Below are 13,720 nucleotides of genomic sequence, written 5' to 3'. Positions count from 1 at the left end.
CCGAGGGAACGCCGGATCCCTGCCGCCGCCGCGGGCACGTCACCAAGGGAAAGCCTGAGCAGGGCGAGCCCTGGTTGCGTGGGGCCTCCGGCGAATGCCGCCGCCCGATAGGCTGCCTCTGCCCCCGGGAAGTCACCCAAAAGCCGAAGCGATTCACCGAGCTCGTAGCGTGCATGGCCAATCAGGCGAATGCCTGCTCCCTCGGCCAGGCTCCGGCACGCCTCCTTCAATTGGGCGAGGGCAGCCGCCCACTGGCCTGCGAGGCGGAGGTGGACGGCGCGGTAGGTCAGGCAGTTGCCGTAGAAGGGCCCGCCGAACGGAGGTACCGTATCCAGCCACTGCCCGAGGGCAGCGCTCCATTCCCTGACCCGCGAGACATCGCGGGCCTCTATCTGGCAGGTGCCGATCGCTGCGCAGAACAGCAGGCTCGTGACTCGTGGCGTCGTCTCGCCCGCCAGTACGCGGAGCATCGCATCGTCGAGCCAGTCCAGCCCGTCTGCGAGGCGGCCCGACTGGACCAGGGCACGGCCGGTGAGGAGCGTGGAGAAGGCGAGCTGGTCGCCGTCGTGCACCTTCGAAGCCCTCTCGCGGGCGCGGGCGAGGAGCATCACGGCCTCGTCATAGGCACCCGCGGCGATCCGGCCGTACGCCGTGGTGATGAGCAGCCACCCGGGCTCTTCGCCGGCGTCGTCCGGGCCGAGCTCGCGTGCCCGTGCCATCCAGCCGTTAGCCTGCGCGAACTCGCCGTTGAGGTTGTAGGCCTCCCACAGCCAGAAAGCGGAGGCGAGCGCGGGACGCACCTGGCCGTTCGCGGCCCGCACTTCGAAGGCATGCACCAGTGCGGCAATCGCCTCGTCGCGCAGGCCTGCGATTTGGGCGCACTCGGCGAAGCACTCGACGTCATCGACCTCAAGGCCCGCGAGCCCGCCGGCGGCGCGGAACTCGTCGCATGCCTGCCGCCACGCGAACGCCGCGTGGAACGCACGGGCCCGCGCGAGGTGATTTGCGTCGTCGGCCACGTCAACCTCCTGATCACTACTATGCATCGTTGGACTGGGCATAACTACCCAGTGGCGGATGCTGAAGTTGGCGGGACCTGCCGATGTTTGCGTGGCGCGCCGGCGGGATCCTGAAGGTGATCCGCATGGTGCGGGTCACTTGGTTCAGGAGGCCATCATGTCCCAGCCGTTTGTCTACTTGAGCACTTATACCGTGCGCGCCGGGCATCTCGATGAAGCTCTGGAGGCTTGCCGCGAGGTGGCCCGCCTCGTGGAAAGCCGTGAGCCCAGGATGCTCGTGTTCCAGTTCTTCGCCGATGAACCTGGCCGGCGGATCACCTGCCTTCAGGTTCATGCCGAACCGGAATCCATGGCGAACCACATGGCCGTGATCAGCGAACACCTGGCACAGTCCGGGTCGTGGCTCGAGTCGTTCAGCAACGCGATGACCCTGGGTCAGCCCCCGGCGGTCGTGACGCAGTGGTATCGGGAGGCGGGGGAGGACCTGGCCCAGTTCCCGCGGCACGTGGCGGGGCTCATCAGGGTCGGGTCGCCTGTTGGATGAAGTGAGCCCGGATATGAGTCCAAAGTCCGCGAAGGTCCGGAAGCCCAGTGCCGCCGTCGTACATTGAAACTTCATGGCCGGCTTGATGCGAGAGCACTGCCTCTTGATGTGGGCCTACGCCTGGTCCTGGTAGCGGCGTAGTCTTCAGCGCATGACCAAGGACGGGGAACGGGCGGCCCTCGCTGCGTTTCTGGCGCAGGCTGTGCTCGCCGGCGGAAACGCCGTTGGCATTCGCTTCAGCAACCGTGAGCTCGCGCCACTGTGGGGGGCCGGCCTGCGGTTCGCGCTTGCCGCGGCGATACTCCTGGCGATCATGGTGGCGCTGAGGCTCGCGCTCCCCCGTGGGCGGGCGCTGGCCGGTTCTGCGTTGTACGGCTTGTTCAACTTCGGCGTATCGTTCGCCCTGATCTACTACGGCCTGGTCCGCGTGCATGCTGGCCTCGCTCAGACCTTGCTCGCGCTTGTTCCGCTCGCCACCCTGCTGCTCGCCGTCCTCTGGCGGCAGGAGCGCGTCCGGACGGCGGCCGTTATGGGCACCCTGCTCGCGCTCGCAGGGGTCACCTTGATGTCACGTGATCCTCTGCAGCATGAAGTGCCGATGACTTCCGTTCTTTCCGTCGTGGGGGGTGGAGTCTGCTTCGCACAGGCGCTGGTGCTCGTGCGCATGTTCCCGAAGGTGCACCCGGTGACCATGAATGCAGTGGGCATGACATCAGGAGCAGTTGTCCTGCTCGTCGCGTCAATGGCTGCAGGCGATCCGCTGGTGATCCCGGAGCGCATTGAGACGTGGGTGGCGATCGGCTACCTGGTGGTCATCGGATCGGTTGTGGTGTTCCTGCTCTACCTCGTGGTCCTCCAGTCCTGGCCGGCCACGCGGGCCGCGTACGGGTTCGTCATCATCCCGTTCGTAACCGTCCTGCTCTCCGCATGGCTCGACGACGAACCGGTCACCATGACTCTTGTGCTCGGTGGCCTACTGGTCCTGACGGGTGTCTATGTCGGCGCGCTGCGCCCGGGACGAAAGACGCCGCCGCCTGCGGACCAGGACCCGAACACCGACCAGTCCGAGGAGGCCCGGTGACAGCACCATCAAGGAAACTCCTGTCCGGAAGCGGGAATGGTTGCGAGGAGCTGGGACAGCAGGGGTGGCTTCGATAAAGAGCTTCAGCGGGAACTGTCCCAACGGCAGGGTGAACAGCCCGCACATGCGGAAGCCGCGGGTACCTCTACTGTGGGAGGTATCCACGGCTTGTTTATGTTCGACGGCGGGGCCAGCCCCTCAGTGCGACGTCAGCTCGCGGAGCAGTCCCAGTTGCCCCAGGAACTCCATCTGATCGAAGTAGAAGTGGTGGGAGGTGATCTCGCCCGCTTCCACCTTGGCGATGTCGCAGCTCCGTACCCTGATCTGCTTGCCCGTTGCGGGGAGCGTTTCGCCGGAGGGCAGGTTCAGCGGGCCGGTGTTTGTTCCGATAACGGTGCCCTCGTCGATGGCCACGTCCCCGGCATCGTAGCTGTCAACACTTTCGTATCGGACGTCCGGCATCGCTGCCCAGAACTCGAAGAGGTAACCGGTGATGGCGTCACGGCCGCGCAGTTCCCCCTGGTCAGGGGTGTAGGCCACCGCGTTGGCCGCGTAGCAGCTGGCCAGCGTTTCCCTGTCTTTTTCGTTCATCGCCCTGGTGAGGCGATCCATGATTTCGCGTGCCTGTCCCATTGTGGACCTCCAATTTTTGGGCGGCCTCACGGAAGCGGGGGCCGCTTCGTTCGATGGTTGGCTTCTGCTGGTGCCGGAGCCATGTTAATGGCACGCCCGGCCCGGAACAGTGTCAACGGGGCGGGCAAATTTGTGCCGCCCGCCCTGGTCAGTGGCCTCAATGCCCGGGCCGGCCAGCAGTTCGAGTCACTCGCCGGGGGCGGATGTGGCTTCGTTCTGCGGCGGGCGGTCCTTAAGGAGGACAACGGCTACGATGATCCCTCCGGCTCCGAGGAGGATCAGCGGACTATGCAGCAGTACACCGAGAATAGCGAAGCCCGAATCTGCGATGGGTTTGGACGCAGCAAACAGGCACAGAGCGTCGTAGGCCAGCGCTGCCGCGTACCCGGCAATGAAACAGAACATCAGTAAAGCCGTGCGGTAGTTCTTGGTGAATGCTCTGACGGCCACGTCAAAGGCGAAGTACTTAAGCCCGACGACAGTAGGGGCGAAGGTCAGAATGAAGAAAAAGTCCACGTCTTCGGGAAAACGCCGGAGCGGGACATTCGCTTGGCCTTGGTAGATCCCGCTTGAATGGAACCACAGGCTGACCAGCTGGACCGAGATGAGCAGGACCGAGACAGCGCCGTACCGCAGCGCGGTTCCACCCCGGGTCATTCCCAATGCCATGGCTGTCACCGTTTCCCCCAACTTGTCGTGCAGCTAGACGCGATGCTATTTGCCCGCGGTATTGAACGGATGATCCTTGAGCCAATCCTGCGGGATCTTTCCTGCCCCCGCAGGCCGGGCCCTCAAGCCAGGCGCCGCCGTCGTACGCTGAAACCCAAATGGTGACGGACGGGGAGGCAGACGTGGCGGAAACGACGACGGCGGCGTCGCAGCTGGACGACGTGCTGGCCGAACTGGCCGGGCTCGAAGACGCGAAGATGCGCGCGGTGAACGAGAGGCACGGCGACGACCATGGCGTGAACCTCAGCCAGTTGCGCGCGGTGGCCAAGCGGCTGAAAACGCAGCAGGACCTCGCGGTCCGGCTGTGGGAAACCGGTGACACCGCGGCGCGGCTGTTGGCACTGCTCATCTGCAAACCCAAGGCGTTCGGACGTGACGAACTGGACGCCATGCTGCGGGAGGCGCGCGCCCCCAAGGTGCACGACTGGCTCGTGAACTATGTGGTGAAGAAGAGCCCGCACGCCGAGGAACTGCGCGTCGCGTGGCTGGCCGACCCGGACCCGGTGGTGGCCAGCGGGGGCTGGGCGCTGACGTCGGACCGGGTGGTGAAGAAGCCCGAGGGCCTGGAACTGCCGGGCCTGCTGGACACCATCGAGGCGGAGATGAAGGACGCGCCGGACCGGCTGCAGTGGGCGATGAACACGTGCCTGGCGCAGGTCGGAATCGAGCACGCGGAGCACCGGGAGAGGGCGATCGCCAGCGGGGAGCGCCTGGAGGTGCTCAAGGACTACCCGACGCCGCCGGGCTGTACGTCGCCGTTCGCGCCGGCATGGATCGGGGAGATGGTGCGGCGCAAGGGGGAGTAGGGCCGGTTCAGGCGAGTGAGTGCAGGAACGCCGAAGCGTCCGCGGCCACCCTCTCCGGGTGCTCCCACAGGACCAGGTGCCCGGCGTCAGGATAGACCTTCAGCACGCCGCCCGGAATCCGGGAGGCGAGAATCTCCTGGTCCTGCAGCGGCAGCAGGTCATCCCTGCCGCCGTAGATGATCAGCGTTGGCGCCCGGACGGCGCCCGCTTCGGTGGGCGGGGCGGCGGACGTCAGCCCGGCCAGGATCTTTTTCCACGCGTGGGCAGGCATCCGGACGCCGTCGCGCACCCGGTCCTCCAGGTACCAGCCGGGAACGGGCTGGTGCAGCGTGAACCAGGCGAGCGACCCCCGGACCCAGTCCTCGTCGATGGGGTCGGCCAGTAGGTCCACCTCGTCGGCGAAGGCCGGCCGGCCCTGCAGGCTCAGCGGCGACCCCACCAGGACCAGCGCGGCCACCCGCCCAGGTTGCGCCGCAGCCAGCTGCTGGGCAACGTAGCCGCCGCTGGAGGACCCGAGGACGAACGCCGTTTCCGCACCGACGGCATCGAGGATCGCCGCCGCGTCATCGGCCTGCTCCGCCAGCGAGTAGCCGTCCTCCGGTTTGTCCGCCTCGCCCTGGCCGCGGAGGTCCGGCGCATAGACCCGGAAGCCGTCCAGCCCTGGCAGCAGGCGGTCGAAGCAGCGGCGGGATTCGCCCCACGCGTGCAGCAGGAGCAGCGGCTTTGAGTCCGCGCCACCCTGGATCAGGCACGGCACCGTGACGCCGGTGCGCAGGTACAGGGAACGGACCTCGGGTTCCATGGCATCAGGGTACGCCTGGTGATGCGGCCCGGCGCTTGCGGCGGGCGGCTTCAGGCACGACGGCGGCTCCTCCATGAAATTAAGACCACAAATCTACTCATGGGTAGAAAAAACGATACTCGAGCTCTTACTAAGTTCGAGGTCAACGCTCTTTCCGAGAAACCTCCACAGCTCTCATGGGTGCCCCTCGGGGAGCAGGGAGACGATCATAAATTGGGTGACGTACTGGGCGAACCTTGGCAGTGACCAGCCCCGCTTCAACACGAGCAGTTCGTAGAGTTCAGCCGAGCTGCAGACCCAGAGTATGTCGGTCGCCTCACCCAGGGAGACGCCCTCGCGGAGGTAACCGCGGTCTTTAAGGTACCGGGCGTGGTGGCGCATCCGTTTGAGGCGCTCGCTCTCGATGTCTTCGAGCAGGCTTGCCATCTCCTGATCGCTAACGGCGGCAGAACGCATCAAAAGTCGGATCGGGGTGACCAGGGAAGCCACCTCGGCAGTCAGGGCCCCCCAGTTCCGCATGACCGTCGTCGGGTCGCTCTCACGTTCCCGCATCTCGTCAGATCGAGCGTATGCAGGGACGGGTCCGGCCCCAGCAAGCCCACGCTCGTAGAGGGCGCGGACCAGCCCCGCCTTCCCGCCGAACGCCTTGTAGACAGTCTCCACCGAAACACCTGCCTCGGAGGCAATGGCTGCTAGCGTTGCGCCCGCGTACCCGCGCTCACCAAACTGCCGCTCGGCGGCCTCGAGGATGGCATCCCTGTTCCGCCGTGCCTGCTCTAATCGTCCGCTGGAGTCGTAGCGGCGCCTACTCTTGACGTTTCCCAATATTCGTTCCATGCTTGAGTATCAGATACAGATGACTGTATCAGAATCATTCGGGGAGTTGGAATGATGGGCAAAGCAGATGCTGCCGGAGAATTAGTGCAACGGTTGCTCAGCGCGGTGAACGCCCACAAGTTGGACGATCTCGTGGCGTGCTTTGCCGAAAACTATCTGAATGAGACACCCGCCCACCCCCAGCGGGGCTTCCGGGGACGAGATCAAGTGCGCCGGAACTGGACAGAGATCTTCTTGCGGGTCCCCGACATTCATGCACGAGTGCAGAGCAGGGCGGGTAGCGGCGACGACCTGTGGACCGAGTGGGAGATGTCCGGGACACGGACCGACGGAGCCGCGTTCCTGATGCGGGGAGTGGTCATCTTCGGCGTCACAGACGGAGTGATTTCCACGGCCCGGTTCTACCTGGAGCCGGTGGAGGATGTCAGCGGCGACGTCAATGCAGCAGTGAACCGGGTGCTGGGCAGCGATTCAGAACCCCGAGCAATGGAAACATCATGATTCTTGTCGTGGGGGCTACCGGCCAGCTCGGTGGTCTTATCGCTCAGACGTTGATCAATGAAGGGTTTGCGGTACGCATTTTGGTGCGTGAAGGGTCGGCGTACGAAACTCTCGTTACAGCGGGCGCCCAGCCTGTCTTCGGTGACCTTAAAGATCCCGCGTCACTTGCAGAGGCGTGTGCCGGCGTCGACACAGTGGTGACCACAGCCAACTCCTCCGCACGTGGCGGCGAAGACAACGTGGATTCGGTGGATCGCGCCGGCAATCGGAATCTGGTCGGTGCCGCCGTGAATGCGGGCGTCCGCCGCTACGTCTTTGTTTCGAACCTCGGCGCCAGCCCGGACAGCCCCAATCCCTTCATGGCTGCCAAAGGCGAGACGGAGCAACTGCTTCGCGGCAGCGGGATGTCCTGGACGATAATCCAACCCAACCTCTTTATGGATAAATTGCCGGTCATAGTGGTTGGTGGGCCGGCTCTCGCAGGGCAGCCGGTCACTCTCGTGGGGGAGGGAAGGCGCGTGCACTCCCTGGTGGCAATGCGGGACGTGGCACGGTACGTGCTTGCCGTGATTGAGCATCCGGAGTGGGATCGCCAACTGCTTCTTGTCGGCGGTCCGGAGCCAGTCTCCTGGCGGGATGTGGTCACTGCATTCGAGCTCGAACTGGGACGGCAAATTCCGGTGCAAACAGTTGCTCCGGGACAGCCGATCGCGGGTATGCCGGACTTGCTCAGCGGCTTCCTTGCACTGCTGGAGACCTACGATTCAAGACTCGAGATGGGGGACCTGCCCGCTAGCTACGGAGTGCAGCCCACTACTCTTCGGACCTGGGTGCACGACTTCGTGCTGGAGGCTTCCAGCACCCCGACCCGCGCACCCAGAGGTTAGGACAGGTCGCAGACTTGCAGCAGATCAGTTCCGACAATGAGGTCGCCGTGGAAACTCTCCTGGACAATTTCACGCCATTTTTCTTCGGGCAGGTTGCCGGGGATGAGGTGAGTCAGTGCGAGAAGGGATACGTCCGCGGCGGCAGCCACGCCTCCCACGTCATGGACCGACGTGTGGTACTCCGGGATGCCGTAACCCGGAAAGAGTGCCTCATGGATCAGCACATCGGCACCGCGGGCGGCTGCAATCAGCTTGCGGGACGGCCGGGTGTCACCGGATATCGCAAGGGAATGGGCGGCAGTGCGGAACACGTATCCGAAGGCGTCCTCCACAGGGGAATGTTCCACCTCCACAGCAGACACCTGCCATCCAGGAAAGCCCAGGATGAGACCGTCCTGGACCTCGACGACGGGAACGCTGAGCTTTTCAGGGTCGTAGCCGTGCGGGAGCCTGGCCCGGATGTCGTAGTCGTGAGCGGCGAAGATCCGATTGACGTATTCAAGTGTGCCGGGGGGACCGATGACGGTGGGCACCTTCTTTTGGGTTCCGTGGATCCAGGGCGCCATGATGAGAAAGCCCAAGTCGGCATTGTGGTCAAGGTGGTTGTGGGTGATGAGCACATGGGTCACATCCTCCGGGCGCCAGCCGAGCCGGAACAACTGGTAGACGCAGCCGTTGCCGGTATCAACCATGACAACGTCGTCGCCGATGGCAAGAACGGTCGAGGGGCCGTAGCGGCCGTCGACCACCGCAGGGGTACCTGTCCCGCTCAACCAGCAGCGGAGCCGCATCCGCTCGAGCTTGGTTGGCTCTACCTGGGCCTGGGCACGCCGTCCGCGGGCGAGTTGTTCGCCTGCCAGGTATCCTTCGAGGAGCGACTGGGGCTGATGGTTAGGCGCCATTGTCGTTCCTGTCTTTCCTTCCAAGGCGAGCTGAGGTCATGTCCGAGGGGCGCATGGATCTGCCCGACGCCGCGGACTGGTAGGCGGCGAGTATGGTCTTCAGGCTGCTGAGCAACCTGGCCGGGCTTGCCTCCGGCTCGGTTCCAGTTCTTATGCACTGGACAAAGTGGCTCATTTCCTCCGTGAAGCCCATTGAACTGTTGCCATCCTCAACGGTTGTCTGCCTCCCCTCGACTGCGTAGCTGACGCGGCCGGACCAGACGTCCAGCTCCAGCGAACCGTTGTCGAAGAACAGTTCCAGGCCAAGACGCCGAGGTCCCAGATGCCTGGAACGTGCGGTGAAAACGAGCGAGCCCAGCGTGCCGGATTTGAACAGCGCGCTGACCACCGCCGTACTTTCCAAAGCGCCGTCGGGCGCTATGTCCTCAGTACTCGTGTAGGCCGAAACTTCCTCAAAGGGCCCAACCATGGCTTCAGCCAGTGCCACCGTATGGATTCCGGCCTGCATCAGGTATCCACCTCCGGCGGTGTCGGGCGAAAATGTCCAGGCAGGAGCCCCGCCTTCCGACGACACGTAAAGTGAACTTTCGTGCCTGGCCTTTATCAGGAACGGCTGCCCGAGGGCATGCTTGCGGATAATTTCTTCAGCCCGACGGCGGGCGCTCGAGAACAGCCAGTTCTCCGCCACCATCACCGTTTTGCCACTGGCCTCTGCCGCCCGCGCAATGGCTTCTGCATCGTCCAGGTTCGTCGCCATTGGTTTCTCGACCAGCACGTGGAGACCTGCACCTAGAGCGCTGAGGACCATGGGGGCGTGCAAATGCGGTGGCGTGCAAATGTCCACAGCATCAACTTCGCCCGATCCGAGAACTTCCTCGAGGTCCAATGCGCAGTTGGGAATCCCAAACGTGGCGGCTATCCGTTGAGCGCGCTCCTGGTTGGGGTCTACCAGCACATCCACCCGGGCATCATTTGCGGCTGCCCAGGCTGGCAGATGTGCCACTTCAGCAATGTCGCCTGCGCCGACGAGCGCTACGCGTACCGGTTCATCGTTGGCTGCCATAGCCTCCGCCTTTCGGCTTTTCCGCCAGTGAGAAGATGCGACAACCGTACCGCAGGCAGGACTATTTCGGAAGACTTTGTCTGACTAAAAGAAGGTCTTGACGACCAACTTCAGCAGAAGTTAGCCTGACTAATGACGCGGACGAGGGAGTGCGACCCGCGGAAAGACGGCCGTGACCAAAGGGGGTCGCAGTGCAGCTAGGAATGATCGGAAGCGATCTGCTCCACGCTCTGGAGTACACATCTATTCTCAACGCGCGCCCAGGGCCGGCATTTCCGAAAGCCAACGTGGACCATTCGGCGGCAGTCGGCGGCATGCCAGCGCCGCAATTCCGTTGTCCGGGGGCTTGGGATCCGGCCCTGCCCTCAGCCGACGAGATTCTGGCCGACAGCGCTTTCCATGACGCCAAGGTCACCTCGTGGTGGGGCCAGGACAGCGCGACAGTCAGGAAATGGGCCGTCCAAACGGGCGTGCAACACGTCGCCAAGACTCCGGAAGAGCTGCTCGGAAGAGTTGATGGGGTTCTGATTTGCACGTGGCACGGCAGGGACCATGCAGCGCTGGCCCGCCCCTTTGTGGAAGCCGGGCTGCCTGTGTTCGTGGACAAGCCCTTCACGGAAAGCTCCCAGGAGGCAAAGGAACTCCTCAGCCTGGCCGAGAAGAGTGGCTCTGTTGTCTTTTCATCTTCACCCTGGAAGTGGTCGCCAGCCATCCTAAATCTGATGGCACAGGCTCCCAATCTCGGGGACATCAAGACCTGTATCGCCAGCGGCCCATACCTGGATAATCCCTACTTTTATACAACCCATATGGTCGAGACCGGGCAGGCGATACTGGGCCCGGGTGCCGTATCAGTCCAGGCCCAGCACACATCGCAGGCGCGGGTGATCGTCGTGACCTACGACGACGGAGGCATGCTCGTCGTGAATGCCCTGCAAGGAGCAGCAGCCACGCGGCACGTGGTGCTCTACGGCTCGAAGGGATACCTCGAGGCCGATGTAGGTGAGGCACAAAAAGAAGCAGGGATGGTGGAGACGCTCGCCAGGTTCCTGCGCGGGGCCGCCGAAGGTAAGGCGCCTCTTCCCTATACCTATCCCCTGGAAGCCACAGCAGTAATGGAGGCAGCAGAGGCCTCCATCGAAGCCGGCGGAAGGCCGGTGCACCTGGACACCATCCTGGATGACAGCATCAGCGGCCAGGAATTCACGTCCAGCGCAGTCTCACCACCCCTCAAGAAAGAAGGAACATCGTGAAAGTTCTTAATTCCGGACGTTCCGGACTCATTGGACTTCTGTGTCTCGCATTTGCGTTCGTCACCACAGGCTGCGCGGGAGACACCCAGCAGCAAGGCCAGGGCGCAAAAGTCCCCATGACTTTCACCGGGGCGGGAAACCTGTCCTGGCTCAACGTCTTCGTGGCCGAGGATGAGGGCATCTTCGACAAGCACGGCATCGAATCCACCGTGCGGGTTTTCGACGTCGGGTTCCTGGGAACCGAAGCTGTCCTGGCCGGCGAAGCCCAAACTGCAGGTTCAGTGGAGTTTCCGCTCCTCGGGCTCCTTGGCCAGGGGGCCGGCCTGGTGGTACCTGCAGTAGTGGCTACCGCTGAGGATCAGCGCATTGTGGTCGACGATTCCATCCAGAAACCAGAAGACCTGCGTGGAAAGAAAATTGGGCTGATTGGCGGTTCCGCCTTCGAATACTCCTTCCAGGAGTATCTGAACCATTTCAACATCCCCAGGGAAGAAGTGGAATTCGTGAATGTTGATGCTGCCGAGCAGGTTGCTGTTATGGCACGCGGTGACATCGACGGTTTCCTGAACGTAGAGCCCGTTGTGACCCGCGCGCTTAACTCCCTGGGCAATGCCCACGTCCTTGAGCCGGGCACGGAAGAGGTGTACACCACGCGCATCCTGCTGCAGATGAACAAAGAGTGGGTGGATGCCAACCCCGACGGTGTGAAGAAGGCACTGGCCGCCCTGATTGAAGCAAACGACTTTATCAAGGCGAACCCGGAAAGGGCAGCTGAAATCGGCGCGAAGTGGACGAAGTCCGAAAAAGCGACCGTGACGTCCTTCCTCGAGGACGCAAAGTTTGATTACAACGTGCACTATGACGCTGCGGCCCGGGAAAGCATGGAAAAGATCGCTAACTGGATGATGGAAAACGGCAAGCTGGAAAAGATGCCTGACCTCGACCAGGTGTTCGTGACCGATCATCTGCGGGAAGTCGCGCCGGGGCAGGTGAAGGAATGATGAAGCGCGCAGAAGGCGGGACCAGAACCGCCATGACAGGAATCGAGCTGCAGAAGGTCACGAAGCACTTTCCAAGCACACGGACCACCGCCGGGTACACGGCAGTCCGCGACGTTGACCTCGCTGTACGCCCGGGAGAATTCATGTGCATCCTGGGCCCCAGTGGATGCGGGAAGTCCACCCTGCTGCACATGATGGCCGGATTCGAGAAGCCCAGCGCCGGAGCGATACTCATCAACGGACACCAGATTGTCCGTCCTGGTGCAGACAGGGGGGTCGTTTTCCAGAATGAGATCGCGCTGTTTCCGTGGCTGAACGTGGAACGGAACGTGGAATACGGGCTCAAAGTCCGCGGCGTGGACAAGCGGCAGCGGCACAACGCCGTCGATGATGCCCTGTCCCTGGTGGGCCTGGACCAGCATCGATACAAACTGCCAAGGGAACTCTCGGGCGGCATGAAGCAACGCGTCCAGATCGCCCGGGTCCTGGCCAACGACCCCGACGTCATGCTGATGGATGAACCCTACGGGGCGCTTGACGCCCAAACACGGATGAGGCTCCAGGACGAGCTGGTCGACGTCTGGCAGCGGAAATCGAAGACTGTCGTGTTCGTGACGCACGACGTTTCGGAATCCGTCTACCTGGCTGACCGGGTGGCAGTGATGACAGCCGGGCCGGCAGCACGCATTAAGAGCGTTCTGGAGATTGATCTGCCTCGCGTAAGGAATCGCACCGATTCGCAATTTGTGGAGTTGGCGTCGGCATTGACGGCGGAACTCCGGCACGGGAAGGAACACGACGATGGCAATCACTGATGTCCATGTGACACATCCGCCCGCAGAGTCAAGGGGAAAGCTTGAAGGACGACCCTGGATCACGTACACCGCCGTCGTCATTGCTGCCTTCGTGGTTTGGCATCTGCTGTCCCTGGTTGTGAACCCCCTGTTTCTGCCCAGTCCATTACGGGTCGGCGCAGCAACCGTTGAACTAATTGCCTCCGGGGAAATGCTCCAGCACGTCTCTGCCTCATACGGCCGGGTCCTGTCCGGGTGGTTCATAGGGGCTGCCCTGGCCATCCCTCTGGGATTGCTGGCAGGGCGGGTCACACTGCTGCGCGTAGCGTTGGAACCGTTCCTGAATTTCTTCCGGTTTGTTCCACCGATCGCCTTCTTGAGCCTGGCCCTGATCTGGCTCGGCATTGGCGAGACCTCCAAGGTCGCGCTCATCGTGTATGCCTCGTTCTTCATCGTCTTCCTCAGCGCAGTCGCCGGGGTCCAGGGTGTCGATAAGGAGAAAATTCATGCCGCCCAGTGCCTGGGGGCCAGCAGGAGGCAGGTGATAACCACCGTGGTGATGCCTGCGGCAGTTCCGGAAATCGTTACTGGCCTGCGCACAGCCATGGGCATCGCCTTTATGACCGTGGTGGCAGCCGAACTCGTTGCAGCGGAGAGCGGCATCGGATTCCTCATTTACAACTCCCGCCTGTTTGCCCGTACAGACATCGTGTTCGCCGGCATCCTTGCCCTGGGTGTCATGGGCCTGACAGCGGACATCCTGTTCCGGCAGCTCACCCGCCCGATCCACTACCGGTATGCGCTTCGCTTCTGATCCACACACTGTGAATATTGTTCGTGGCGCTGGATCTTCCACTGCCAAATCTGG

General features: G+C 63.1%; 15 protein-coding genes. 9 read left to right on the top strand and 6 right to left on the bottom strand.

Translation table 11 applies throughout. The annotated features are described in order from the left end of the window. The first annotated feature begins 1,176 nt into the window (after positions 1-1,176). Entirely contained in the window at positions 1,177-1,563 is a 387-nt protein-coding gene (locus AC5RT3_RS17905) for a hypothetical protein (RefSeq protein ID WP_494124819.1), read from the top strand. A 151-nt stretch (positions 1,564-1,714) separates the two neighbouring features. Further along, the gene (locus tag AC5RT3_RS17900; RefSeq protein WP_494124818.1) at positions 1,715-2,644 is read left to right on the top strand and encodes a DMT family transporter; all 930 of its coding nucleotides are present in this window, start codon (positions 1,715-1,717) and stop codon (positions 2,642-2,644) included. A 198-nt stretch (positions 2,645-2,842) separates the two neighbouring features. On the opposite strand, the gene AC5RT3_RS17895 is transcribed toward AC5RT3_RS17900, so the two are convergent. Then, positions 2,843-3,277 (bottom strand): ester cyclase, encoded by a 435-nt coding sequence (locus AC5RT3_RS17895; RefSeq protein WP_494052488.1) that lies wholly within the window; start codon positions 3,275-3,277, stop codon positions 2,843-2,845. 186 nt (positions 3,278-3,463) lie between these two features. Beyond that, entirely contained in the window at positions 3,464-3,946 is a 483-nt protein-coding gene (locus tag AC5RT3_RS17890) for a hypothetical protein (protein WP_494124817.1), read from the bottom strand. 158 nt (positions 3,947-4,104) lie between these two features. Here AC5RT3_RS17890 and AC5RT3_RS17885 point away from each other — a divergent pair, with 158 nt between their 5' ends. Further along, positions 4,105-4,812 (top strand): DNA alkylation repair protein, encoded by a 708-nt coding sequence (locus tag AC5RT3_RS17885; RefSeq protein WP_494124816.1) that lies wholly within the window; start codon positions 4,105-4,107, stop codon positions 4,810-4,812. 7 nt (positions 4,813-4,819) lie between these two features. Here AC5RT3_RS17885 and AC5RT3_RS17880 read toward each other — a convergent pair whose 3' ends face one another. Further along, on the bottom strand, positions 4,820-5,614 hold the full coding sequence (locus AC5RT3_RS17880) for an alpha/beta fold hydrolase (RefSeq protein WP_494124815.1): 795 nt from the start codon (positions 5,612-5,614) through the stop codon (positions 4,820-4,822). Between the two features lie 174 nt (positions 5,615-5,788). Beyond that, positions 5,789-6,439 carry a TetR/AcrR family transcriptional regulator gene (locus AC5RT3_RS17875; RefSeq protein ID WP_494124814.1) on the bottom strand — a complete coding sequence of 217 codons (651 nt, stop codon included), beginning with the start codon at positions 6,437-6,439 and terminating at the stop codon, positions 5,789-5,791. Positions 6,440-6,502: 63 nt separating this feature from the next. On the opposite strand from AC5RT3_RS17875, the gene AC5RT3_RS17870 reads away from it, so the two are divergent. Both AC5RT3_RS17870 and AC5RT3_RS17865 read left to right on the top strand, forming a co-directional pair. Further along, the gene (locus AC5RT3_RS17870; protein WP_494124813.1) at positions 6,503-6,952 is read left to right on the top strand and encodes a nuclear transport factor 2 family protein; all 450 of its coding nucleotides are present in this window, start codon (positions 6,503-6,505) and stop codon (positions 6,950-6,952) included. Continuing rightward, complete coding sequence (locus tag AC5RT3_RS17865) at positions 6,949-7,839, top strand: SDR family oxidoreductase (RefSeq protein WP_494052482.1); 891 nt, start codon at positions 6,949-6,951, stop codon at positions 7,837-7,839. The genes AC5RT3_RS17870 and AC5RT3_RS17865 overlap by 4 nt, the downstream gene beginning before the upstream one ends. On the opposite strand, the gene AC5RT3_RS17860 is transcribed toward AC5RT3_RS17865, so the two are convergent. Together AC5RT3_RS17860 and AC5RT3_RS17855 are read right to left on the bottom strand one after the other, a co-directional pair. Beyond that, entirely contained in the window at positions 7,836-8,741 is a 906-nt protein-coding gene (locus AC5RT3_RS17860; protein WP_494052481.1) for an MBL fold metallo-hydrolase, read from the bottom strand. The genes AC5RT3_RS17865 and AC5RT3_RS17860 overlap by 4 nt on opposite strands. Further along, a complete protein-coding gene (locus AC5RT3_RS17855) occupies positions 8,731-9,804 on the bottom strand; it encodes a Gfo/Idh/MocA family protein (RefSeq protein WP_494052480.1) in 1,074 nt (357 codons plus the stop codon). Before AC5RT3_RS17855 ends, AC5RT3_RS17860 begins: the two co-directional genes overlap by 11 nt. A gap of 191 nt (positions 9,805-9,995) precedes the next feature. Between AC5RT3_RS17855 and AC5RT3_RS17850 the strand changes: the two genes are divergently transcribed. The 4 genes from AC5RT3_RS17850 to AC5RT3_RS17835 all read left to right on the top strand — a co-directional run bounded on the left by AC5RT3_RS17850 (position 9,996) and on the right by AC5RT3_RS17835 (position 13,666). Further along, the gene (locus tag AC5RT3_RS17850; RefSeq protein WP_494124812.1) at positions 9,996-11,057 is read left to right on the top strand and encodes a Gfo/Idh/MocA family protein; all 1,062 of its coding nucleotides are present in this window, start codon (positions 9,996-9,998) and stop codon (positions 11,055-11,057) included. A 116-nt stretch (positions 11,058-11,173) separates the two neighbouring features. Beyond that, the gene (locus AC5RT3_RS17845) at positions 11,174-12,058 is read left to right on the top strand and encodes an ABC transporter substrate-binding protein (RefSeq protein ID WP_494052478.1); all 885 of its coding nucleotides are present in this window, start codon (positions 11,174-11,176) and stop codon (positions 12,056-12,058) included. Further along, positions 12,055-12,873 (top strand): ABC transporter ATP-binding protein, encoded by an 819-nt coding sequence (locus tag AC5RT3_RS17840; RefSeq protein ID WP_494124811.1) that lies wholly within the window; start codon positions 12,055-12,057, stop codon positions 12,871-12,873. Before AC5RT3_RS17845 ends, AC5RT3_RS17840 begins: the two co-directional genes overlap by 4 nt. Next, positions 12,860-13,666 carry an ABC transporter permease gene (locus tag AC5RT3_RS17835; protein WP_494104321.1) on the top strand — a complete coding sequence of 269 codons (807 nt, stop codon included), beginning with the start codon at positions 12,860-12,862 and terminating at the stop codon, positions 13,664-13,666. Before AC5RT3_RS17840 ends, AC5RT3_RS17835 begins: the two co-directional genes overlap by 14 nt. Positions 13,667-13,720 lie beyond the last annotated feature (54 nt).

It is taken from the genome of Arthrobacter sp. Y3221159 (assembly GCF_059089885.1).
The sequence above is the reverse complement of the archived record's forward strand: the minus strand, read 5'-3'. Positions and strand labels throughout refer to the sequence as shown.